The 22,611-nt window shown below is 38.8% G+C and carries 22 protein-coding genes; 18 read left to right on the forward strand and 4 right to left on the reverse strand.

What is annotated here, in order from left to right; genetic code table 11:
• Positions 1–343: 343 nt before the first annotated feature.
• A complete protein-coding gene (locus MWU78_RS22525) occupies positions 344–514 on the forward strand; it encodes a DUF6747 family protein (protein ID WP_348647047.1) in 171 nt (56 codons plus the stop codon).
• A gap of 275 nt (positions 515–789) precedes the next feature.
• Here the strand turns inward: MWU78_RS22525 and MWU78_RS00520 are convergent, their stop codons facing one another.
• The 3 genes from MWU78_RS00520 to MWU78_RS00530 all read right to left on the reverse strand — a co-directional run bounded on the left by MWU78_RS00520 (position 790) and on the right by MWU78_RS00530 (position 4,741).
• Positions 790–1,785, reverse strand: a complete 996-nt coding sequence (locus tag MWU78_RS00520; RefSeq protein ID WP_246993969.1) for a DUF4837 family protein — start codon at positions 1,783–1,785, stop codon at positions 790–792.
• Positions 1,786–1,797: 12 nt separating this feature from the next.
• Positions 1,798–3,435 carry a lytic transglycosylase domain-containing protein gene (locus tag MWU78_RS00525; RefSeq protein WP_246993971.1) on the reverse strand — a complete coding sequence of 546 codons (1,638 nt, stop codon included), beginning with the start codon at positions 3,433–3,435 and terminating at the stop codon, positions 1,798–1,800.
• A gap of 115 nt (positions 3,436–3,550) precedes the next feature.
• Complete coding sequence (locus MWU78_RS00530) at positions 3,551–4,741, reverse strand: phosphoglycerate kinase (RefSeq protein ID WP_246993973.1); 1,191 nt, start codon at positions 4,739–4,741, stop codon at positions 3,551–3,553.
• A 232-nt stretch (positions 4,742–4,973) separates the two neighbouring features.
• On the opposite strand from MWU78_RS00530, the gene MWU78_RS00535 reads away from it, so the two are divergent.
• The 3 genes from MWU78_RS00535 (at position 4,974) to MWU78_RS00545 (ending at position 7,758) form a co-directional block, all read left to right on the forward strand.
• Positions 4,974–6,125 carry a DNA polymerase III subunit delta' gene (locus tag MWU78_RS00535; RefSeq protein ID WP_246993975.1) on the forward strand — a complete coding sequence of 384 codons (1,152 nt, stop codon included), beginning with the start codon at positions 4,974–4,976 and terminating at the stop codon, positions 6,123–6,125.
• Between the two features lie 29 nt (positions 6,126–6,154).
• Positions 6,155–6,553 carry a DoxX family membrane protein gene (locus tag MWU78_RS00540; protein ID WP_246993977.1) on the forward strand — a complete coding sequence of 133 codons (399 nt, stop codon included), beginning with the start codon at positions 6,155–6,157 and terminating at the stop codon, positions 6,551–6,553.
• Positions 6,554–6,972: 419 nt separating this feature from the next.
• On the forward strand, positions 6,973–7,758 hold the full coding sequence (locus MWU78_RS00545; protein ID WP_246993979.1) for a patatin-like phospholipase family protein: 786 nt from the start codon (positions 6,973–6,975) through the stop codon (positions 7,756–7,758).
• A gap of 215 nt (positions 7,759–7,973) precedes the next feature.
• Here the strand turns inward: MWU78_RS00545 and MWU78_RS00550 are convergent, their stop codons facing one another.
• Positions 7,974–9,023 (reverse strand): ferredoxin--NADP reductase, encoded by a 1,050-nt coding sequence (locus MWU78_RS00550; protein WP_246993980.1) that lies wholly within the window; start codon positions 9,021–9,023, stop codon positions 7,974–7,976.
• A gap of 128 nt (positions 9,024–9,151) precedes the next feature.
• On the opposite strand from MWU78_RS00550, the gene MWU78_RS00555 reads away from it, so the two are divergent.
• The 14 genes from MWU78_RS00555 to dut all read left to right on the forward strand — a co-directional run bounded on the left by MWU78_RS00555 (position 9,152) and on the right by dut (position 22,572).
• Complete coding sequence (locus MWU78_RS00555; protein WP_246993982.1) at positions 9,152–10,624, forward strand: DUF5687 family protein; 1,473 nt, start codon at positions 9,152–9,154, stop codon at positions 10,622–10,624.
• Between the two features lie 14 nt (positions 10,625–10,638).
• Complete coding sequence (locus MWU78_RS00560) at positions 10,639–11,334, forward strand: ABC transporter ATP-binding protein (protein WP_246993984.1); 696 nt, start codon at positions 10,639–10,641, stop codon at positions 11,332–11,334.
• Between the two features lie 254 nt (positions 11,335–11,588).
• Entirely contained in the window at positions 11,589–14,132 is a 2,544-nt protein-coding gene (locus tag MWU78_RS00565; protein ID WP_246993986.1) for a hypothetical protein, read from the forward strand.
• Between the two features lie 19 nt (positions 14,133–14,151).
• Positions 14,152–14,583, forward strand: a complete 432-nt coding sequence (locus tag MWU78_RS00570; protein ID WP_246993988.1) for a polymer-forming cytoskeletal protein — start codon at positions 14,152–14,154, stop codon at positions 14,581–14,583.
• Positions 14,561–14,791, forward strand: coding sequence for an AtpZ/AtpI family protein (locus MWU78_RS00575; protein WP_246993990.1), 231 nt, complete (start codon positions 14,561–14,563; stop codon positions 14,789–14,791). The genes MWU78_RS00570 and MWU78_RS00575 overlap by 23 nt, the downstream gene beginning before the upstream one ends.
• Entirely contained in the window at positions 14,791–15,177 is a 387-nt protein-coding gene (locus tag MWU78_RS00580) for a hypothetical protein (protein WP_246993992.1), read from the forward strand. Before MWU78_RS00575 ends, MWU78_RS00580 begins: the two co-directional genes overlap by 1 nt.
• Positions 15,178–15,301: 124 nt before the next feature.
• A complete protein-coding gene (gene atpB / locus MWU78_RS00585; protein WP_246994670.1) occupies positions 15,302–16,378 on the forward strand; it encodes a F0F1 ATP synthase subunit A in 1,077 nt (358 codons plus the stop codon).
• 34 nt (positions 16,379–16,412) lie between these two features.
• Positions 16,413–16,604, forward strand: a complete 192-nt coding sequence (gene atpE, locus MWU78_RS00590; protein ID WP_031446173.1) for an ATP synthase F0 subunit C — start codon at positions 16,413–16,415, stop codon at positions 16,602–16,604.
• A 90-nt stretch (positions 16,605–16,694) separates the two neighbouring features.
• On the forward strand, positions 16,695–17,195 hold the full coding sequence (locus tag MWU78_RS00595; protein WP_246993994.1) for a F0F1 ATP synthase subunit B: 501 nt from the start codon (positions 16,695–16,697) through the stop codon (positions 17,193–17,195).
• 10 nt (positions 17,196–17,205) lie between these two features.
• Positions 17,206–17,745: an ATP synthase F1 subunit delta gene (gene atpH, locus MWU78_RS00600; protein ID WP_246993996.1), complete on the forward strand. Its 540-nt coding sequence runs from the start codon at positions 17,206–17,208 to the stop codon at positions 17,743–17,745.
• A 58-nt stretch (positions 17,746–17,803) separates the two neighbouring features.
• Complete coding sequence (atpA, locus tag MWU78_RS00605) at positions 17,804–19,378, forward strand: F0F1 ATP synthase subunit alpha (RefSeq protein WP_246993998.1); 1,575 nt, start codon at positions 17,804–17,806, stop codon at positions 19,376–19,378.
• A 103-nt stretch (positions 19,379–19,481) separates the two neighbouring features.
• Positions 19,482–20,342 (forward strand): ATP synthase F1 subunit gamma, encoded by an 861-nt coding sequence (atpG, locus tag MWU78_RS00610; protein WP_246994000.1) that lies wholly within the window; start codon positions 19,482–19,484, stop codon positions 20,340–20,342.
• Positions 20,343–20,677: 335 nt separating this feature from the next.
• Positions 20,678–22,141 (forward strand): oligosaccharide flippase family protein, encoded by a 1,464-nt coding sequence (locus tag MWU78_RS00615; RefSeq protein WP_246994002.1) that lies wholly within the window; start codon positions 20,678–20,680, stop codon positions 22,139–22,141.
• Positions 22,138–22,572 (forward strand): dUTP diphosphatase, encoded by a 435-nt coding sequence (gene dut / locus MWU78_RS00620; RefSeq protein ID WP_246994004.1) that lies wholly within the window; start codon positions 22,138–22,140, stop codon positions 22,570–22,572. Before MWU78_RS00615 ends, dut begins: the two co-directional genes overlap by 4 nt.
• Positions 22,573–22,611 lie beyond the last annotated feature (39 nt).

Genomic DNA, 22,611 nt, shown 5'->3' on the forward strand with positions numbered 1-22,611 from the left:
TAAGAACTGATATAGACAGGCCGATACGTAATGTTGTACCAAATCAATTCAATTTTTTTTTTGAACAATGTTAGTTCTATATAGATAGCATTTAGCTTTTTTAATTTCCAGTTTGGTATTTAACAAAGGGATTTCTTCCGATACATTAATTCCAATTTCTTTGTATGTAGGGTTAAGTGTATTAAGCTAAGGGCATTGAAATTATTGCCGACGTTTAATGGTGAAACCTATTTTCACAACAAGCTAGGGTGTATTTACAACAAAAAAGTCCGATGAAATACCTAACTATCGGATTTTGAGTTATATAAGTATAATAATCAACCAAATAACCAAACCCAATATCATGAAAAACGTACTATTAATCCGAGAAATTTATTTAGAAGCATTTAGAAATATGGGTCATGCCTTTATTAGATCATTATTTAAGCTAATGAGCTGGTTTTGTTTTGCGAGTTTCTTGATCGTAATTTATGCCTTTATATTCAGAATAACCACAGGCTTCGCCTTTGATTAATCCAAAAAACCAACCAAACCAAGAAACGCCCGAAAGGGCGTTTTTTTGTTTCCGGCCAACCTGCATATTTCTACAGCACAGAACTAAGTTAACTGTCCATCAATGGCGAAGTATATATTTTGGTCGTTAAATTCCTTACGCATGGAATTGAAAACCATGTCCGAGGTTATTTTTACTCGTTTTAATGGGTGTTTGTCATAAAAGCCTGATAGATTAGGTTAAAAAAATTAGGGCCCGTGAAAGGGCACTAATCGCAGTTATTTATTTTGTAAGCGTTATTTCTTAATATCCGTGAACTTTACTGTTTTTAAAATAGCCTCAAGCTGGAACATAGCGTCTCTTTTTTCAGTAGCAGGTGCAAATACAAACCCTTCAATGATCACTTTCCGGTTATTTTTATCGTCGTTGACGATGTAGGTTAGAAAAGGCCCCGCCATAGGGTAACCACTTATTTCCCATATGCCCCTAACTTCTGCGGCTTTTCTATTGGAAATTTCCACTGGAAAAACATATGGGGCAAAAGCTTTTTCGGTTATCATAAAGGTCGTTTTTCCTGGGACATCGGGCCCTGGAATATATTGTTTTCCTATAGAATCTCGCATGGCCACTATATCCTTAACAAAGGTAGAGTCATTTTTAAAATAGTCATTGGGAATGTCGTAGGCAATAATATTCATACTACCTTTTTGTATCTGTCTGTCGATCCAAATAAAATTATTTTCCTGTTTTCCTACCATGTATATCGAGGGCAAGGATAAGGTAATCCCCAATTTATCGTTCAATACGGTTTCCTTGCTAAGCGATTTTAAAAATCGTTTTTGCGATTCTTGTATTTCAACTTCCTTAAAGGCCTCAATGATCTCATCGGCTTTAGAATCCAAATTTGAAATAATTTCATCATCCGTGCTACCCTTGATTACACCCACCTTTTGAGGGGTTGCATAGACATTGGTTTTAATATGGGCAAGGCTCAATGTATCTTGAGCAACAAAAAGTACAGATCGGGTTTGTAGAATAGATCCGGAAAAGACCTTTGGGGGCATTTGGTTAATGGTAAAAAGGGGCTCCTCCCATGAAAGGCCCAAAACTGGGGCAGCAAAATGTTGTCTTACATGGTCTCCAACTTTTCCTTCCCAAAGCTCGTTATCCATTACTACGGCTAAAGAGTTTATAGCACCAATGGATTCTGGAAGGTATTTCTTTTTTTCTTTTTCACCACAAGAGCCAAGAATCAAAGAAATTAATAATACAAGTGTCCCAATTTTTTTCATACAGTTATTTATTTACGATGAACAATCGCACAATTTTAATCTTGTGCCCGGTTTAATGTCGTTACCACTAATACCGTTCCATTTTCGTAAATTTTCTATACTAATTCCAGGATATTTTTTAGAAATGGTCCAAAGGGAGTCTCCGCTTTTAACCGTATGCACCTTAGCACCCGTTGCAGCCACTGAATTTGTTCCGCTTGCGCTTGTATTTGTCGAAGTTGAGGAGGAAGGAATTTTTCGTGGGTAAATGGTCAACCGTTGTCCTATTCTTAAGTTATTGCTTCTTAGACCGTTCCAATTTTTGATCTGACTAACACCCACACCGTATCTTTCGGCTATTTTTCCTAGAAAATCACCACTCCGAACCTTGTATCTAATTTGATCTTGGGACTGAACAACTTGAGGTAAGGGCTCCTCCTTGGATTTTATTTGATTTTCCACATGGGCGTAAATAGCAGCCTCGTTGGTGACAAATTTCCCCAATGCATCTATCGGAAGTCGAAGCGCATAATTCTTACCCTTCACATAGGGTATAACCTTTAATTTATAAGCCGGATTCAATAATTGTAATTCCTCTTCGCTTACGTCTACCAATTCTGAAATTTGATTAAAAGTAATCGTACTCTTAACATGTACTGTATCCGTTTCAAAATAAGGACGTTCTGCCACTTGTGTGGTAAATCCATGTTCTTCCGCATATTCAAAAATATACATGGTAGCTAAAAATGCAGGTACATATCCTGCAGTTTCCCTTGGAAGATTTCTTCGAATATTCCAGTAATTCTTATAACCCCCTGATCTTCTGATAGCCTTGTTTACGTTGCCGGGTCCCGAATTATATGCTGCCAATGCCAAATCCCAATCATTAAAAATACCGTGTAGTTTTTTAAGATATAAACTGGCGGCCTTGGTTGAATTAATGGGATCGCTACGTTCATCTACATAACTGCTTACATCCAGGTCGTACATTTTTCCGGTTCCGTACATAAATTGCCATAGTCCGGTTGCACCCACCCTGGAACGTGCTCTCGGATTTAGGGCCGACTCAACAATAGCCAAATATTTAAGTTCCAAGGGTACATTTTGGACGTCCAATTCCTGTTCGAACAAGGGAAAATAGAATTGACTTATGGTCAACATCCTGCTCATCATATCCCTTTTGCGAGTCAGAAAGTATCGTATTACATTCTCCAAAGAAGGGTTGTAAACAATATTAAAGGGTGTTTTTTGATTCAAGATTTCTAATCTTGCCTTTAAGGTATCGGTGTCTACATTAAAATGATATACCGAATCTATCTCAAGAGTGGTAATGTCTTGGTAAATGGAATCGAAAAGTGAGGAACTGTCGTACAATTCCTTCATCCATAGGCTGTCGAACTTGGCAGCCTGCGGGTGATCTTTTAAATCGTATTTTTTTTGTCCTTTTACTAAAACCAATGGGTTGTCCTGAATATCATCCTTGGCCTCCATGGATTCCATCTGTTCCGCACCCTCCAAATCCATTGCAGTGGTGTCCGCTGGAATTTCTTTTGCTTTTAATGTGCTATGACTTAGTTTATTGGTGGGAATTGAATCTATTTCCTGTGCTACGCCTGTAACCAAGAAACCCATAGTCAAAACCCCCAAGAATATATTTTTGGATGTATTCATAAGGTTTGTTTTTTAAGCGGGGCAAACTAAAAATCGTGATTTTTTTCTGAACTATAAAATTTAATTTTTATCAGCTCGTCAAAAATCAATTAACCCATACTGTTTAACGGTATTTTTAGGCCAATATTGCTGCTATTCCCGGTAGTGTTTTGCCCTCGAGGCTCTCTAACATCGCACCTCCACCAGTAGATACATAGCTTACCTTGTTTTCAAAACCGAATTGCTTTACGGCGGCAACCGAATCACCACCACCAACTAATGAAAACGCTCCCTTTTGGGTTGCTTCATCAATATAATTGCCTATGGCAATGGTTCCCTTTGCAAAGTTTTCCATTTCAAAAACGCCAATTGGACCATTCCATAGTATGGTTTTGGATTTAAGGATTACTTCCTTAAATATTTCCAAGGTTTTAGGACCTGCATCCAATCCTTGCCAACCATCTGGAATCTCGTCTGAATTGACTACTTTGGTTTGGGCATTATTGTTAAAGTCGTCTGCAGCCAAAACATCAACAGGGATATGTACTTCTACCCCTTTTTTCTTGGCTTGATCAAGAATTTCCAAGGCCAATTCCATTTTATCATCTTCACAGATGGAATCCCCAACCTTTCCGCCTTTGGCTTTAACGAAAGTGTAGGTCATTCCGCCACCGATTATAAGATGGTCTACCTTATCGAGAATATTTTCGATAATCGTAATTTTAGAGGAGACTTTTGCTCCTCCCAAGATAGCGGTCACAGGTTTTTCGCCTGTTCGCATTACTTTTTCTATGGCTTCTATTTCTTTGGCCAACAAGAACCCAAAACACTTTTTTTCTGGAAAAAATTGGGCAACTATAGTTGTGGAGGCATGGGCCCTATGGGCAGTACCAAATGCATCGTTTACATAAATATCCCCTAATTTGGATAATTTTTCTGCGAAATTTTTATCTCCTTTTTCCTCTTCGGCATGAAATCTTAGGTTTTCCAGCAAAAGAACTTCACCAGTCTTTAATTCTGCAACCGCCTTTTCTGCAAGAGGTCCGGTGCTTTCCTCAACAAATTTCACCTTTATTCCAAGCACTTCCGATGCCGTGTTACAGATGTGTTTCAAGGATAGATCGGGATTTACTTTTCCGTTAGGCCTTCCTAAATGGCTCATTAGCACGGCACTACCGCCATCTTCCAATATTTTTATGATGGTAGGCTTTGCAGCTTCAATTCTATTGTCATCGGTTACATTAAAATCTGCATCCAATGGAACATTAAAATCTACCCTTATTAACGCTTTTTTACCTTTAAAATTAAAATCCTTGATGGTTTTCATTAGCCATTTTGTTTTAGAGAGTGACAAATGTAAAGATTTATAGGTAGCGATTAAAGAGACTGTTCCAATAATTTACGTGGTTCATTTTCCAATTTTCATTTTTATGTCATAAATGGTTGTAGGTCAGATTTATTTTAAAGGTGTCAATTGGAAAAGAAAAGATGTTGATTCCTGTATTTTCCTTAGCCCTTTCAACAAATGGTTTTCGGATAAAAACCGCTATATTTGAACCATGTTATTCAAGGATATTTTGGGGCTTTCCCATATAAAGAATCATTTGGTTTCGAGTGCAGATGCAGGTCGCATTCCACATGCACAGTTATTTGTGGGCCCAGAAGGCTGTGGCACCTTGCCTATGGCCCTGTCTTATGTGCAGTACTTGCTTTGTGGGAACAGTGGTGGAGAAAATAATAATGGCAATAGCGCCTGTAATACCAAATTTAACTCCTTGTCCCATCCCGATGTTCATTTTGCATTTCCGGTATCCAATTCGGACAAAGTAAAAAGTCACGCTGTAAGTGATCATTATTTGGAGGAATGGCGTCAATTTATTAAGGAACAACCATACGGAAATCTCTTTGATTGGTATAAATTAATTGGGATTGAAAATAAACAAGGGCAGATAGGTGTGGACGAGGCACAGGATGTTGTAAAAAAGCTTTCCTTAAAATCATATGAAGGAGGATATAAGGCCCTAATAATTTGGATGGCCGAGAAAATGAATACCTCTACAGCCAACAAGCTCCTTAAGTTGATAGAGGAGCCGCCGGATAAAACTGTAATGATTCTAATTGCTGAGGACGAAGAGCAAATTATACAGACGATACGATCCAGATGCCAAATATTACATTTTCCACCTTTAGCCGAAGAGGCCATTTCACAAGCCCTGATAGATAAGGGAATTGCTAAGGAGGATGCTCTTAGGATATCGCATGAAGCCAATGGCAATTACAACAAGGCACTGGACTTCATGAATAATGATTCTGAGGATTTGGTTTTTGAAAAATGGTTTGTGGAGTGGGTAAGAAGCGCCTTTAAGGCCAAAGGGAACAAGGCCGCAATCCACGATCTTATTTCTTGGAGCGAAGTGGTGGCCAAGACGGGTAGGGAAACCCAGAAAAAATTCTTGAATTATTGCATGTCCGTCATGAGGCAAGCCCTTTTAATAAACTACAATACACGCGAATTGGCTTTTATGAGGATTCACGTAGAGGGATTTCAATTGGAAAAATTTGCGCCTTTCGTTCATGAAAACAATATTCTATTAATTGTTAAGGAATTGGAGGATGCCATTTATCACATTGAAAGAAATGGCAATTCTAAACTAATACTAATGGATCTATCCATAAAATTAACGCGATTACTACACAAAAAAGCTGCTTAATTAATCTGTATAACCTTTAACTTATTATCATGGCCAACTTAATGACATATTCCCCTGAATTACTTTTACTTCTTTTCGTAATCATAACTTTTCTACAGAGTGCACTTGATAAAATCTTGGATTGGAAGGGCAACTTATCTTGGTTAAAAGAACATTTTTCCAAAACGCCATTCAAGAATATGGTGCCCTTATTATTGGGGACAGTACTGGTAACAGAAATTGTCGCAGGATTACTCTGTGCTATAGGGTTCTATCGGCTTTTCGCTGCTGGGGACAGTTCAATAGCCTTGTTGGGAGCCATTTTGGCCTGCCTTGCTTTATTAATGTTGCTGCTAGGCCAACGAATAGCCAAGGATTATGACGGGGCAAGCACCATTGCTATTTATTTTGTACCGGTCATTTTTCTAGTTTTTTTGTTGCAATCATAAAATCGAATTTCGGAGGTAGGTTTAATCGGTATTTACTTTATGGCGAATTAAAATCCAATGGATAAATTCATTTCAAAACCACACCCTTTTATTTTATTTGGACCATGGATACTTCCTGTTTCCAAATTTGCAGAATATTGATGGCAATAAGGCCAAACATACGACCTAGTCGGTTTTAAGGCCATTATCAAGAGGGTTCTTGTGGTGGAAATGCGTTATTATGGTATGTAGATTCGATGAAATGCGCTAAAATGGACAATACAACTTGGTAGATTGGAGATTTCGGACCAGTTAGTTTGTCAAAATAAGGTTTAATTAAGATTAATTTTTTTTAAAATCGCAGGGTTATGGGTAATTTTGAGCTTATAACTTGCGGTTATTTGTATGTTGTTATACAGATCTGATAAACTACGACATCAATGAATTTATCGGAAATTGAATCAAAATCGGTTGGACTGGTATTATCGGGAGGCGGTGTAAAAGGCATGGCGCACATTGGTATGATTCAAGCGCTGAATGAATTTGGAATTAGTTCGCATGCGGTTTCCGGCACCAGTGTGGGGGCCTTGATAGGAGCCTTGTATGCCAATGGCAACTCGGTCACAGAAATGCTGCAATTTTTTAAGGAAACACCTCTTTTCCGTTATCATTTTATGACGATTTTAAAGCCGGGTCTATTGGATACGGAAAGGTATTTTGACCTTTTGGCCAGATATTTACCGGGAAGTACTTTTGAGTCTTTGCAACGCAAGCTGTATGTAGTGGCCACCGATTTACAAAAAGGGGATGAAAAAATATTTTCTCAAGGGGAATTAATTAAGCCGCTATTGGCTTCTGCGGCCCTACCTCCTGTTTTTAGTCCGGTGGAAATTAGTGGGCGCTTATATGCGGATGGGGGTATTATGAACAATTTCCCCTATGATGAAGTAGCTACCACCTCAGATTTTATTATTGGCAGTAATGTCTCTGGAATTAAGGAAATTCCTAGGGAAGGTATAAAATCATCCCTGCAATTGGCCAATAGAACCACATCCTTAATGATATACGCAATAAATAGGAACAAAGTGAACAAATGCGATTTAATATTTGAACCCCGGGCCCTGGAACTTATTGGTATATTTGACAAAAAAGGAATTGAAAAAGCATATAATATAGGCTATGAGCATGCGGTAAGAGTAATTCAGCAAACTTTTAGTGTATCTTAAATTTTGATAACCCTGGGATTATTAACTGCTGGAGGTATTTCAGAAAAAAGTAAGTCCAGGGAACGTTAAGGTAAAAAGGGGTTTTTAATCCGGATATTCCTTCAGCAACTTTCCTTATTTCTTAAGTTGAAATAGTAGAATTTTCACTTTTGCCCACTACCTACTAAAAAATTCCCAGTTCTGATCTGAGGCCAATATTTCGTGATATTCTCTATTTACACATCGTCATAATCCACCGTTAGGGTAGGTGTGGTTGGATGCGCCTGACAAGTTAAGATCAAGCCTTCGGCTATTTCGCCATCCGTCAGAATTTGGTTTTTTAACATATCTGCTTTTCCTTCCTTAATGCGAGCAATACAACTACTACAAACTCCACCCTGACAGGAATATGGAGCATCTATATTCTCTTTTAAAACGGCATCAAGTACTAAGGTGCTTTTGTCCATGGATATAGAGAATTCCTCATCATCTACAATAACCTTGAGTTGGGTTTTCCCTTCCGGCTTTTCTGGCAGTTCATCCATGATCTCCGTTGAGGTGAATAATTCAAAATGGATTCTGTCTTCAGGTATACCCTTCTCCTTTAAATTTTCGGTCACCAATTGGATCATTGTTTCGGGGCCACAGAGATAGTAATCGTTAAAATCAAGATTTTTATGTTTGTTTTTAAGCACGTAATTAACGGTGGAGGCCTCTATACGTCCAAAAATAGATTCATCCTCTTGGGTCTGACTCAAAATAAAATAGATGTGAAATCTATTGGTGAATTCCAATTGTAGCTTAACCAAATCGGTATAGAACATGGTTTCTTTATAGGATTTATTCCCATAAACCAGTACAAAATTATTTTTCGAATTGGACTCCAAGACAGTTTTTGCAATACTCATAATGGGTGTAATACCGCTTCCAGCGGCAAATGCCACAACATTTTTGGCGCTAGGAGTTGGTTTAAAAACAAATCGGCCTTCCGGAGGCATTACTTCCAATACATCCCCAATCTTAAGTTTGTTATGTGCAAAATCTGAAAATCCCCCCTTATCTACTTTTTTAACACCAATCGTGATGCCATCACATTTGGGAGAAGAACTAATGGAATAGGCCCTGCGCAATTCCTTGCCTTTTATTTCCTTTTTAATGGTAATGTATTGACCAGCGGTAAACGCAAAGGTCTGTATTAGTTCTTTGGGTATGGCAAGTGTAATTGCAACTGAGTTTGGTGTAAGCGGCTTAATTTTTTGAACCGTAAGAGAATGAAAGTGGGCCATATTAAATCTTTGGTGCAAAATTAAACAAAGCAAGCAGGATTTAAAACGGGAATTGAAAAAAATACAGTGGGTTTGTAACAAATACCCTAATTTCGGGACTAATCCGAGAGATATAACTATCTATTAGTATGTTAAAGCACTTTCTAACGCTTGAATGGAAATCTTTTTTTAGATCTGCCTCTTTTAAAGCCAATCTTGCCATTAAGATTTTTATGATTTTTGGTGCACTCTATTTTATGGTTGTGTTCCTTGGCCTAGGAATAGGGTCATTTTATATCATTGAAAAGCAAGGTTGGGGAGATCCATTACTGGTTGTAAACCAGTTCATGATATATTATTTGGTAGTGGATCTGTACATTAGGTACATGTTGCAGAAAATGCCCATTACCAATATTAAGCCCTTGCTTTACCTCCCAGTAAAAAAAAGTCGGGTGGTGGCTTATTCCTTGGGAAAAACGGTAGTTTCATTTTTTAATCGGTCGCATGCTTTTTTCTTTGTACCCTTTTCCATAGTGCTTTTGATAGAGGGTTACCCGCCCATAGGAGTTATTGGTTGGCATATGGGCATTATGGCCCTGTTTTATTGTAATAATTTCATAAATGTATTGGTCAACAATAAAGACAATGTTTTTTATGGCCTTCTTGGAGTTGTTCTAGGTCTGGGGATTTGTCAGTATTATGAACTGTTCAATATCACCGTGTATACGTCCCCATTTTTTAAGGCACTTTATGAGATGCCTTGGATGGCTTTTTTGACATGGGGATTGCTGATATCACTTGCCTCATCGGCCTATATTTATTTTAAAAGACATATGTATCTGGATGCCGGACTGGCCGGAAAGAAATCTATGGCCAAAACAGAGGACTATGCCTGGCTGAATCGTTTTGGGAATTTGGGTACGTTCTTAAAGAACGATATAAAATTAATAAGGAGGAACAAACGGTCCAAAACCTCCGTAATCATGAGTTTTTTCTTTATTTTCTATGGATTGCTCTTCTTTACGGGTGGTATAGAGGCCTATGATGGACCTGTATGGAAGATATTTGCAGGGATTTTTATTTCTGGGGGGTTCTTGTTTAGTTTCGGTCAGTTTGTACCCAGTTGGGATAGTGCTTACTATCCTCTAATGATGAGCCAAAATATTAGGTATAGGGAATACTTAAGCTCCAAATGGTACCTAATAATCATCGCTACTGTTCTAAGTACCATTTTAGCTTCCTTTTATATTTATTTTGGATGGGACGCCTATTTGGCGGTCATTGTAGGGGCTATTTATAATATTGGTGTTAATTCCTATTTGGTACTCTGGGGCGGGGCATATATAAAAACACCCATCGATTTATCATCCAATAAAAAGGCATTTGGGGATAAGCAGGCGTTTAATTCAAAAACCTTATTGTTGACCCTGCCCAAGTTAATTTTACCTCTGGGGGTGTATGCCCTTGGACATTATTTAATTAGTCCAACTGCAGGCTATATTTTTGTGGCTATGGCAGGTATAATAGGATTTGGATTTAGAAACAAGGTGTTCGCCATGATAGAGGCCATATATAAGAAGGAAAAATATAAGACCCTTGCGGCCTACAAACAAAAATCATAAAAAGAAAGATATCTATGATTACAGTCCAAAACTTAACAAAAAAGTACGGGGAATCCATAGTGCTGAATATAGAGAATTTGGAAATCCCAAAAGGAGAGAGCTTTGGTTTAGTAGGAAATAATGGGGCTGGAAAGACGACTTTTTTTAGTCTAATGCTCGATTTAATTCAGCCGACTACGGGTCATATCAATAATAATGGGGTTCAGGTAGATGCCAGCGAGGCATGGAAACCCTTTACCTCGGCCTTTATTGACGAGACTTTTTTGATTGGGTATTTAACACCGGAGGAATATTTCTATTTTATTGGGGAACTGCGTGGTCAGAACAAGGCGGATGTAGACAATCTGTTGGCCGGGTTTACGGATTTTTTTCATGGGGAAATCTTGGGACAGAAAAAATACCTTAGGGATCTGTCCAAAGGAAATCAAAAAAAGGCCGGTATTGTAGCCTCTTTCATAGGTAATCCTGAAGTAATTATTTTGGATGAACCTTTTGCCAATCTGGACCCTACTACCCAAATAAGGCTAAAAGGGATTATAAGGGAATTGGCCGCCAGTAAAGAAGTGACCGTTTTGGTATCCAGTCATGACCTAATCCATGTTACCGAGGTTTGTGAACGAATTGTGGTGCTCAGCAAAGGGGAGCAGGTTAAGGATATCCAGACCTCTAAGGAAACCCTAAAGGAGTTGGAAGTTTTTTTTGGGGGATAATAATATTGGAGCTCTGATAGCCAAATAAATCAATCAATCAATGCTGTTTGCTCCATCTGCCAATAATATGATTTAGAGCCCGTTTCTACATTCCAATCGGAAGTTGTCGTTTTTACCAAGTATTTTGCCCCCTGATCATTTCTTTGGGCTGGTCTGGAATACTCCTTCAACTAAAAATAATCTGGTTTTTATCGACCAACTGCATAATATTCTCGTCGTTTTTAAGTTAAGGATACGTACGAATACATAGAATTTTGAAGCTTCGCAATAGACTTATATTTTCAGTTGTTTTTGGAGGAATGGTTTTTAACGCCTGTTCCACCAAGAAAGACGCCCTTTTAAATCGTAATTGGCACGCCCTTAACACCAAGTATAATACCCTGTATAACGGTAATATTGCTTTTGAGGAAGGGCGCGAGGAACTCAATGCCGTTTATCAGGATAATTACTGGGAAATATTGCCCGTAGAGCGGCTGGAGGTCACCGAGGACATAAAGTTGGATTCCGAAGACAACAACCCTAATTTTCTTATAGCCGAGGAAAAGGCTACCAAAGCCATACAAAAACACAGTATGGATATTAAGGATGAGGAGCGCAACCCTCAGACCGATGAAGCCTTTTTACTGTTGGGGAAGGCCAGGTACTTTGACCAGCGTTATATGCCCGCCTTGGAATCCTTCAATTATATACTAAATAAATATACACAGAGCGATAAGCTGAACGAAGCCACTATTTGGAGGGAGAAGGTTAATATTCGTTTGGAAAATGAGGAACTTGCGCTGAAGAATTTAAGGCGACTAATAAAACAGGAGCGTTTAAGCGATCAGGAATACGCTGATGCCCGTGCCATGATGGGTCAGGCTTATATCAACCTAAAAATACAGGATACGGCCATTCAGCAATTAAAGATTGCTTCGGTCTACACCAAAAAGAGTCCAGAAAAAGGTCGTTATTTATATATCATTGGTCAATTGTTCAATCAATTGGGACATAAGGACAGTGCCAATTATGCCTTTGACAAGGTAATTGCCCTGAATAGGAAATCACCTAGGGCATATATGATCAATGCCCACCTACAAAAGATTCAGAACACCGAACTTACCAATGACAATAGGGAGGAAATGTATGAGTACCTTACGGAATTGGAAGAGGACAGGGAAAATAGACCTTTCCTGAACAAAATATACCGTCAGGTGGCCGAATATCATTTGGCCACTAAATCCGATAGTCTGGCCTTGGTCTATTATAACAAATCCATTCGCGCCACTCAGAATATGCCACAATTGAACGCTTTGAACTACGAAAACTTGGCGATCTATAATTTTGACCAGAATGGTTATAAGGCTTCCGGAGCATATTATGATAGTGTGTTGCAGAATTTAAATGAGAATACCAAAAAGTTCAGGGAGGTTAAAAAGAAGCTGGACAATTTGGAAGATGTAATAAAGTATGAAGAGGTGGCTCAGTATACCGATAGCGTAATTACTCTTTATGAGTTTTCCATTGAGGACAGGGTAAAGTATTTTGAGGCTCATATTGCCCAATTAAAGGAGGTTGCCGAGAAAGATAAAAAGAAGGAGGAAAGTATGGCCAATGCAGGTTTTGCAGCCTTTAGTAAAAGCAAGGGAGGCAAGGAGAACAAGGGCAAGTTTTATTTTTATAATATAACGGCATTGGGGTATGGAAAGAACGATTTTAAAACTAGATGGGGGAAGCGAAGTTTAGAGGATGATTGGCGATGGTCCAATAAGGTTAAATCGCAAAATATTGAAGCAACTGCCGGCAATTTAGCCAATTCAGGGGTGAACAATTTGGCTGCCGTGGGAGAGGATCAAAAATACAGTATTGAATTTTATTTAGATCAAATACCTACAGATTCCAAAGTGATAGACAGTTTAAAAACCGAACGTAACTTTGCCAATTATCAATTAGGCTTGATCTATAAGGAAAAATTCAAGGAGAATCTTCTGGCAGCCGGTAAATTGGAAAGTGTTCTGGCATCCAATCCGGAAGAAAGGTTGGTAATTCCATCAAAATACAACCTGTACAAGATATATGAGCAATCTGGTAGTGCCTTGGCAACTGATATGAGGTACGATATTATTAAGAATCATCCCGAGTCCAGATATGCAGAAATCCTTCTAAACCCTCAAGCCGTTTTAACAGGTAGCGCGGATAGCCCGGATGCCAAGTACCAGAGATTGTACAAACAATTCCAGAATCAGGAGTTTTTACAAGTAATTACCGGGGCAGAGGAAAATATTAGTACCTATACCGGCGATCCCATTGTTCCAAAATTTGAAATGCTGAAGGCAAATGCCATTGGTAGGCTTCAGGGATTCGATGATTTTAAGGAAGCCTTAAATTATGTAGCCCTAAACTATCCCAATAACCCGGAGGGGAAAAAGGCACAGACTATGGTGGCCGAACAATTGCCAAAGCTGGAGCCCAAGGTTTTTTCTGTCGAAACCGGATCTACAGGTTCTGGAAATTGGAAAGTAGTCTTTCCACTTAAAATTAGGGACGATAAAAAGGCTCTTAGGTTAAAGGAACTTTTGGAAAAATCTATAAGTGAACTCAAATATAAAAACAAGGTTTCAAAAGATATTTATAACCTTGAAGATCAGTTTGTGGTGGTTCATGGTTTTAAATCCAAGGACTTTGCCTTAGGTTACGCCGAATTGATAAAAAACAACAAGGATTACCGGATCGATGATGAGAATTTCGTAATTTTATCTAACAACTATAAAATAATACAAGTTCATAAAAATATAGCAGCTTATAAAGCTCAACAGTAAACCCCAAAACCTTTACAAAATGTTTTCAGATAACAAAAAACCTCGTGTTATGACAGAATTAGGCGGACAACCCAACAGAATTGAAAAAAATACTAGAATCAAAGGTGACATTGTCTCCGAAGCGGATTTTAGGATCGATGGAAAATTGGACGGCAATGTAAAAACTTCAGGAAAAGTGGTCATCGGCATCGATGGTTATATTCATGGTAAAGTGGAATGTGTCAATGCCGATATTGAGGGTAATTTTAATGGAGAATTGATTGTCTCCGATCTTTTGTCCCTAAAGTCTTCTGCTGTTATCGAGGGTACTGTAACGGTATCCAAATTAGCTGTGGAACCTGGTGCCACTTTTAACGCTGCCTGTACAATGAAGGGTAAAGAGGGTAAGAGTTCTGTAAATACACCAACGAAACATTCAGTAACTTCCAATGAACCAGCAAAAGCCTCCTAAAAAAAACAACGGTTTAAAAAATGCGGCCTTGCTGTCTGGCATTGCTTTGGAAATGGGCGGAATTATTTTTCTATCGGCCAAGGGAGGAAAATGGTTGGATGACTATTTTGAAATGGAATCCAAGACCTTTCTTATTGTGCTTACTCTATTGGGGGTCGCCGTTGCAATTTATTTGGTTTTACAGCAGTTAAAACGCATAAAATATTAATGTCCAAGCATAAATTACTGTTTACCTTTTACCTTTCCTTGGTTCTTTTGAGCCTTTTGGTGTTTTGCCTTCACGTACTGGTACTTTATATACTGGGTTTTCCCTTGTTCGACCATATGATTGTTTTGGCCTATTTGCTGAATATGGTACTGGCCTTGATCATTTTTTCTGCGCTTTATTGGTTTCGGGTTAAATACAGAGACCAAATTGGATTTCTTTTTCTCGGAGGAAGTATGCTCAAGTTTTTATTTTTCTTCATCGCTTTTTATCCGTTCTACAATGCGGATGGTAACATGGAATCCTTGGAGTTTACATCTTTTTTTGTTCCCTATTTCCTATGCCTTCTTTTGGAAACTTTGTTTACTGCCAGAATGTTAAATAGTTAGCTTCAATTTTGTTTTCTGAACTGCTTTTAAATAATGGTCTAAAATAAACCGTTTAATGCTTTTTTCTTTTTGAGATAAAAGCGTACATTTGCACGGATTTTTTGAGACCGATATTTTAAGCGATATGCAAAAACCATTTTACGTTAAAGTTCTTTTAGTTGTTACACTTCTTCTGGGTATCAATGCTTTCGCACAGGAAAAGGACCATTCATCCAGCAAAGAAGAAGGAAGTCTAAAATCCGAGATAAAGGAATTTATTGGGCATCACTTGTTGGATTCCCACGATTTCACCCTTTTTACCATAGATGAGGAAAATAATGAGCACGTTGGTTTTCCGTTGCCTGTAATTTTATGGGATAACGGTCTAAAAGTGTTTTCTTCCTCAAAATTTCACCACGGGGAATCCGTGGCAGAAGTGGACGGAAATTATTATGCCCTATACCATGGTAAAATTGTAAAGACTGATGCCGAAGGGACCATCAATTACGATGATGCCCACCATGCAACCAATGTAAAACCTTTGGATTTCTCCATTACAAAAAATGTTGTTTTCATATTTTTGGTGTCTGCCCTTATGTTGTTCTTATTCGCAAGAATGGCCAAGTCTTACAAGACCAGTGCTATGCCAAAGGGCATAGGGCGCTTATTGGAGCCTATTATACTATATATTCGTGATGATATTGCTATTCCAAATATTGGAAAAAAGCATTACAAGAAATACATGAGCTATTTGCTTACTGTGTTTTTCTTTATTTGGATCATTAATCTTTTGGGGCTTACTCCACTTGGGGTTAACGTTACCAATAATATAGCGGTAACTTTTGCTTTGGCAATCCTTACCTATTTGATTACTACGTTTACCGCAAACAAGAATTACTGGAAACATATTTTTTGGATGCCGGATGTACCTGTATTTATGAAGATTGTCCTGGCGCCGATAGAACTTTTGGGGACTTTTATTAAGCCATTCTCCTTAATGATTCGTTTGTATGCGAACATCACGGCAGGTCACGTGGTTTTAATGAGTATTTTGGGAATGATGTTTATCTTCAAAAACTGGATTGGAAGTCCATTGTCATTTGGTTTGGCATTTGCACTTTCTTTGTTGGAATTGTTGGTAGCGGCTTTACAGGCCTATATTTTTACGATGTTGTCCGCTCTATATTTTGGGTCGGCCGTTGAGGAACATCATGATCACTAATAAGTAGAATGTTTAATAATTAATTATATATATTATGGAAATCCCAACTATTGTAGGAGCTGGTTTGATCGTTATCGGTGCTGGTTTAGGTATTGGTAAAATTGGTGGTTCTGCTATGGATGCCATCGCTCGTCAACCAGAAGCTTCAGGTAAGATTCAAACAGCAATGTTGATTGCTGCTGCACTTATCGAAGGTATTGGTTTTGCTGCGCTTTTCGCATCTTAATCAAACAAAACAAAGCAACAGCTATAACGGTTGGTTATAGCTGTTCTTTTACAATTAAAAATTAAACGTTTACATTTCATATATTAGGACATGGAAAAATTAATAGAGCAGTTTTCATTTGGGTTGTTTTTTTGGCAATTGTTATTATTTATAGCAGTGCTTCTTTTGTTGCGTAAATTTGCGTGGAAACCTATTCTTGATGCCGTAGAGGATCGGGAATCAGGAATTAAGGACGCTTTGGCCGCAGCTGAAAATGCTAAAAAGGAAATGCAAAATGTTACTGCCGATAGCGAGCGTCTTTTGCAAGAGGCACGTGGAGAGCGTGAGGCCATGATCAAAGAGGCCCGCGAAATGAAAGAGAAGATGGTTTCTGATGCCAAAGATTTGGCACAGGCCGAGGCTGATAAAATGATCAAGCAAGCTCAAGTTGCTATTGAAAGCGAAAAGAAAGCTGCCGTAGCCGATATAAAGAATGAAGTAGCTACCCTATCCCTGGAAATTGCGGAAAAGGTTATTAAAGGACAGTTTTCCGACCAGGCCAAGCAGTTAAAGTTGGTCGAGGAAATGATTGGGGATATCAAGCTAAATTAGGGATTGAAATATGAACGAAGCTAGAGCAGCCGTACGTTACGCAAAGGCAGTATTGGACTTGGCGGTAGAGAATAAGGCTACCGAACAGGTGGAAAAGGATTTTCGGAGTATATTGTCTACCATAACTGGTAGTGCCGAACTTCAAGAAATGTTGGGAAGCCCAGTTTTAAAAGGCGAACTTAAAAAGAAGGCCTTATCCGAAATCTTCAAGGGTAGCGATTCAGTTACAGAGGGACTTATTTCCACACTGTTGGATAATAAGAGAATTTCAATTCTGAACGACGTAGCCGAGAAGTTCATCATTTTAAATGAAGTAAGAAAGGGTCAGGGTGTTGCCATGGTTACTACCGCGGTTCCACTGAGTGCTGAACTTGAGAAAAAAATATTGAGCAAAGTGGTTCAGCTTACCGGTAATGAATCTACCATAGAGAATAAAGTGGATGAGAGCATTATTGGAGGGTTTATTTTGCGAGTTGGGGATTTGCAGTATGATGCAAGTATAGCCAACAAATTAAGTAATTTAAAAAGAGAGTTTACAAATAGTCTATAAATAATTTTTTTGGACAATGTTGGGTTTCAATGTGGTCCTAATCTTATATCTATAACAAATGGCAGGAGTAAAAGCCGCTGAAGTATCAGCAATATTAAAGAAGCAATTATCGGGGTTTGAAGCATCAGCTTCATTAAACGAGGTAGGTACCGTTCTACAAGTAGGTGATGGTATCGCTAGGGTTTATGGATTATCTAATGTCCAATACGGAGAATTGGTAGAATTTGAAGGTGGACTTCAAGGGATCGTTCTTAACTTGGAAGAGGATAATGTTGGTGTGGTATTGTTGAGTCCATCCAGAAATATAAAGGAAGGATCGGTTGTAAAACGTACCCAGACTATTGCCTCCATTAAAGTTGGTGAAGGTATTGTAGGTCGTGTTGTAGATACATTGGGAGCTCCTATAGATGGTAAAGGACCAATAACAGGTGAATTATATGAATTGCCGTTGGAGCGTAAGGCGCCCGGGGTTATTTTCCGTCAGCCGGTGACAGAGCCATTGCAAACTGGAATAAAGGCTATCGATGCCATGATTCCTGTTGGTAGGGGTCAACGTGAGTTGGTTATTGGTGACCGTCAGACTGGTAAGACTACCGTTTGTGTGGATACCATTTTGAATCAAAAAGAATTTTACGATGCAGGGAAACCTGTTTATTGTATATATGTTGCCATAGGCCAAAAGGCCTCTACGGTAGCAAACATTGCAAAAACATTGGAAGATGCCGGTGCTTTGGCATATACGACCATTGTTGCCGCAAATGCTTCCGATCCTGCTTCCATGCAGGTATACGCACCATTTGCAGGAGCCGCTATCGGTGAATATTTTAGGGATACTGGTAGACCAGCTTTGATAATCTATGATGATTTATCAAAACAAGCAGTTGCCTATCGTGAGATATCTTTATTGTTAAGACGCCCACCGGGACGTGAGGCTTATCCTGGAGATGTATTTTACCTTCACTCCAGATTATTGGAGCGTGCCGCAAAAGTAATTGCAGATGATACTATCGCCAAGAATATGAACGATTTGCCAGAGGTATTGAAGCCATTGGTAAAAGGAGGAGGATCTTTAACGGCTTTGCCGATTATTGAAACTCAGGCAGGTGATGTTTCCGCTTATATTCCTACCAACGTAATTTCTATTACGGACGGACAGATTTTCTTAACACAAGATCTTTTCAACCAAGGGGTACGTCCAGCGATCAACGTTGGTATTTCAGTATCGCGTGTTGGGGGTAATGCTCAGATAAAATCAATGAAAAAGGTAGCTGGTACCTTAAAACTGGATCAGGCACAATTCCGTGAATTGGAAGCTTTTGCCAAGTTCGGGTCAGATTTGGATGCCGCAACATTGAATGTTATTGAAAAAGGTCGTAGGAATGTTGAAATTCTAAAGCAGGCGCAGAACGATCCTTTTACGGTGGAAGATCAGGTAGCCATTATCTACGCTGGTTCCAAAAACCTATTGAACAAAGTTCCTGTTGAGAAAGTTAAGGAATTTGAAAGGGATTATATCGAGTTCTTGAACGCTAAGCACAGAGACGTATTGGATCAACTTAAGGCCGGTAAGTTAACGGATGAAGTAATAGATGTTTTGTCCTCTGTGGCCAAAGATTTATCCGCAAAATATTAATAAAGTTATCTTTTCAGTTTTCCAGATCTGGAAAACTGAAAAGAATTGAATAAATGATTGTATAACACAGTATTCCTCTCCTTGGGGAGCTTAAGTGGAGCCTATGGCCAATTTAAAAGAAATACGAAATAGAATTGCTTCAGTATCTTCAACGATGCAGATTACCAGTGCCATGAAAATGGTATCTGCGGCTAAATTGAAGAAGGCCCAGGATGCCATTACCGCAATGCGTCCTTATTCTGACAAATTATCGGAGCTATTGCAAAGTCTAAGCGCTAGTCTGGATGAAGATTCTGGAAGCAAGTTTGCAGATAATCGTGAAGTAAAAAAGGTTTTGATAGTTGCTATAAACTCTAATCGCGGTTTATGTGGTGCCTTTAATACGAACATCTTAAAACAAAGTGTTCTTTTGGCCAAGAGTACCTATGCTGGCAAACAAGTGGATTTTGTTGCTATCGGTAAAAAGGCCAATGATATTTTAAAGAAAAAGAATAAGGTAATCGCCAACCATAGTGCGGTATACGATGATTTAACTTTCGATAATGTTGCTGTCATAGCCGAGGAACTAATGGATCTGTTTACTACAGGAGCCTATGACAAAATTGATATTGTTTATAACAAATTCAAGAATGCGGCTACACAAATAGTGATGACAGAGCAATTTTTACCAATTGTTCCGGTAGAAGGCGGAGCCAATTCTTCTGCTGACTATATTTTTGAGCCTTCCAAAGCTGAGATTGTAGAGCAATTGATTCCTAAATCATTAAAAACACAATTGTATAAAGGTATACGCGATTCTTTTGCCAGTGAGCACGGAGCCCGTATGACCGCAATGCACAAAGCAACGGACAACGCTACGGACTTAAGAAATCAGTTAAAACTTACTTACAACAAAGCAAGACAGGCCGCCATCACCGGTGAAATTTTAGAAATTGTTGGTGGAGCTGAAGCGTTGAACAATTAGGCGCAGCGAAAGCGGAGCCAAATTTCAACTATGCGGAAGCGTTGAACAATTAGGCGCAGCGAAAGCGGAGTCAAATTTCAACTATGCGGAGGCTCTGAATAATTAGGCGCAGCGCAAGCGAAGCCAAATTCAACCGTGCTGAAGCGTTGAACAACTAAGTAGTATCTATTTTTCCCTTTTTTTTGCGGAAAGAAAATTTTATAAGAAGCCTCACAGGAATGTGGGGCTTTTATATTTATAAAGAATATGGAATCGCTATTTACCGAATAAGCTAATTAACTAACTTTGCCCGCATTGATTAAATGCCTAATTTTAAAGCTAATTCATAGATTTCTTTGAATCCACTTAAAAAACTATTTAAACAGACGTTTATCTATGGCTTGGCTACGGTATTGCCCAGAATGCTATCGTTTCTTTTAACGCCTTTATATGTCACTGTTCTCCCCACCGATGGATACGGAGAGGTTTCCATTATTTTTGCATGGTTTGCGATTTTTAATGTGTTACTTGCTTATGGTATGGAAACGGCCTTTTTCCGTTTTTACCACGATACCACTTTGAACAAGAAAACTGTTGTCACCACCTCCTTAATATCCATTGGGGCCTCTTCCTTTATTTTTATGCTTATAGCTTTTATATTTAAAGGGGCTATTTCAACTGTAAGTGATATAGATCCACAATTTATCACCTATGCCATATTGATTCTTGTGTTGGATGCCTTGGTAATCATTCCGTTTTCGTGGTTACGGGCCAATGAAAAACCAATGCGATATGCCTTGGTCAAGATTGCCAATGTGGTAATAAACCTAGGACTGAACTGTTTTTTTCTGATAGTTCTTCCAATAGTGGCGGAAAGCAATCCAGATTCGCTTTTAAGTGGTCTTTACAAGCCTAACTTTGAAATCTCCTACATCTTTATTTCTATGCTTATTTCTAGCATTACAACCCTTTTATTGATGTTGCGCCTCTATCTAAGAAGGCCTTATGTTTTTGACAGGATCATATGGACCAGCATGATGAAATATGCTGCTCCTGTTTTAATAGCGGGTATTGCCTTTACCATCAATGAAGTATTTGATCGAATTATGTTGGATTGGCTTTTGCCAAACGATATTGCCGAGAGCGAGATTGGAAAATATTCGGCTTGTTATAAACTCACTTTGTTTATGACCTTATTTGCTACAGCTTTTAGGATGGGTATAGAGCCCTTCTTTTTTAGTCACTCCAAAAGTGATAACCCGCAAAAGGCCTATGCGCAGATTACAAATTATTTTGTAATCCTGGGGAGCGTTATTTTACTTTCTGTTGTGGTCTTTGCTGATTTGCTCAAACTGATCATTGTTCCCAATTCGGACTATTGGGAGGCCATGTCAGTGGTGCCCATTATTATTTTGGCCAGCTTTTGTCTGGGGATCTATCACAATCTATCGGTGTGGTACAAGGTTACGGATCGGACCAAGTTTGGAGCCTATATCTCCCTGATCGGGGCTGTACTGACGATTATTATTAATTTTGCATTTATTCCGTATTTTGGATATGTGGCTTCTGCTGTGGCTACTTTGGTTGCCTATGGATCTATGGTAATCCTGTCTTTCTTTTTTGGAAGAATGTATTACCCTATTCCGTACAACCATAGAAAAATTATTTTTTATCTAGGGGTCTCCATCCTATTTTCCATGTTGTCATTTTACGTCTTCGATCGTAATTTAATAATTGGAAGTATATTCTTTATTTTATTTTTGGGCATTGTGTATCGGCTTGAAAGTGATAAACTCAAACAAATATTCTTAAGAAAATGACTATAAAAATCATCAATAAATCGGCTCACGTATTGCCCAGTTATGAAACCTTGGCTTCCGCTGGGATGGATTTAAGGGCTAATCTTACCGAATCCATAGTATTGCAACCCATGGAAAGAACCATTGTTAAAACCGGACTTTTCCTGGAGCTTCCCATAGGTTTTGAGGCTCAGGTAAGGCCGCGGAGCGGGTTGGCAGCCAAAAAAGGCATTACCGTACTAAATGCTCCTGGCACGGTTGATGCGGACTATAGAGGGGAGGTTGGGGTAATCCTGATAAACCTATCCAACGAAGCATTTACCATTGAAAATGGTGAGCGCATAGCACAGTTGGTTATTGCTAAACACGAGAGAGCGGAGTGGAACGAGGTCGAGGAGCTTTCGGAAACCTCGAGGGGTGAAGGAGGTTTTGGCAGTACGGGGGTAAAATAAATTCTCTTTACCAAAACAAGGTAGAATCTAGCTTTATCA

It is taken from the genome of Arenibacter sp. F26102 (genome assembly GCF_023015865.1).
GTDB lineage: Bacteria > Bacteroidota > Bacteroidia > Flavobacteriales > Flavobacteriaceae > Arenibacter.

Excerpts from the sequence above, each read along its gene's own strand:
- MWU78_RS22525 (WP_348647047.1), top strand. The coding sequence starts at position 344 with ATGAAAAACGTACTATTAATCCGAGAAATTTATTTAGAAGCATTTAGA.
- MWU78_RS00520 (WP_246993969.1), bottom strand. The coding sequence starts at position 1,785 with ATGAAAAAAATTGGGACACTTGTATTATTAATTTCTTTGATTCTTGGC.
- MWU78_RS00525 (WP_246993971.1), bottom strand. The coding sequence starts at position 3,435 with ATGAATACATCCAAAAATATATTCTTGGGGGTTTTGACTATGGGTTTC.
- MWU78_RS00530 (WP_246993973.1), bottom strand. The coding sequence starts at position 4,741 with ATGAAAACCATCAAGGATTTTAATTTTAAAGGTAAAAAAGCGTTAATA.
- MWU78_RS00535 (WP_246993975.1), top strand. The coding sequence starts at position 4,974 with ATGTTATTCAAGGATATTTTGGGGCTTTCCCATATAAAGAATCATTTG.
- MWU78_RS00540 (WP_246993977.1), top strand. The coding sequence starts at position 6,155 with ATGGCCAACTTAATGACATATTCCCCTGAATTACTTTTACTTCTTTTC.
- MWU78_RS00545 (WP_246993979.1), top strand. The coding sequence starts at position 6,973 with ATGAATTTATCGGAAATTGAATCAAAATCGGTTGGACTGGTATTATCG.
- MWU78_RS00550 (WP_246993980.1), bottom strand. The coding sequence starts at position 9,023 with ATGGCCCACTTTCATTCTCTTACGGTTCAAAAAATTAAGCCGCTTACA.
- MWU78_RS00555 (WP_246993982.1), top strand. The coding sequence starts at position 9,152 with ATGTTAAAGCACTTTCTAACGCTTGAATGGAAATCTTTTTTTAGATCT.
- MWU78_RS00560 (WP_246993984.1), top strand. The coding sequence starts at position 10,639 with ATGATTACAGTCCAAAACTTAACAAAAAAGTACGGGGAATCCATAGTG.
- MWU78_RS00570 (WP_246993988.1), top strand. The coding sequence starts at position 14,152 with ATGTTTTCAGATAACAAAAAACCTCGTGTTATGACAGAATTAGGCGGA.
- MWU78_RS00575 (WP_246993990.1), top strand. The coding sequence starts at position 14,561 with ATGAACCAGCAAAAGCCTCCTAAAAAAAACAACGGTTTAAAAAATGCG.
- MWU78_RS00580 (WP_246993992.1), top strand. The coding sequence starts at position 14,791 with ATGTCCAAGCATAAATTACTGTTTACCTTTTACCTTTCCTTGGTTCTT.
- atpB (WP_246994670.1), top strand. The coding sequence starts at position 15,302 with ATGCAAAAACCATTTTACGTTAAAGTTCTTTTAGTTGTTACACTTCTT.
- atpE (WP_031446173.1), top strand. The coding sequence starts at position 16,413 with ATGGAAATCCCAACTATTGTAGGAGCTGGTTTGATCGTTATCGGTGCT.
- MWU78_RS00595 (WP_246993994.1), top strand. The coding sequence starts at position 16,695 with ATGGAAAAATTAATAGAGCAGTTTTCATTTGGGTTGTTTTTTTGGCAA.
- atpH (WP_246993996.1), top strand. The coding sequence starts at position 17,206 with ATGAACGAAGCTAGAGCAGCCGTACGTTACGCAAAGGCAGTATTGGAC.
- atpA (WP_246993998.1), top strand. The coding sequence starts at position 17,804 with ATGGCAGGAGTAAAAGCCGCTGAAGTATCAGCAATATTAAAGAAGCAA.
- atpG (WP_246994000.1), top strand. The coding sequence starts at position 19,482 with ATGGCCAATTTAAAAGAAATACGAAATAGAATTGCTTCAGTATCTTCA.
- dut (WP_246994004.1), top strand. The coding sequence starts at position 22,138 with ATGACTATAAAAATCATCAATAAATCGGCTCACGTATTGCCCAGTTAT.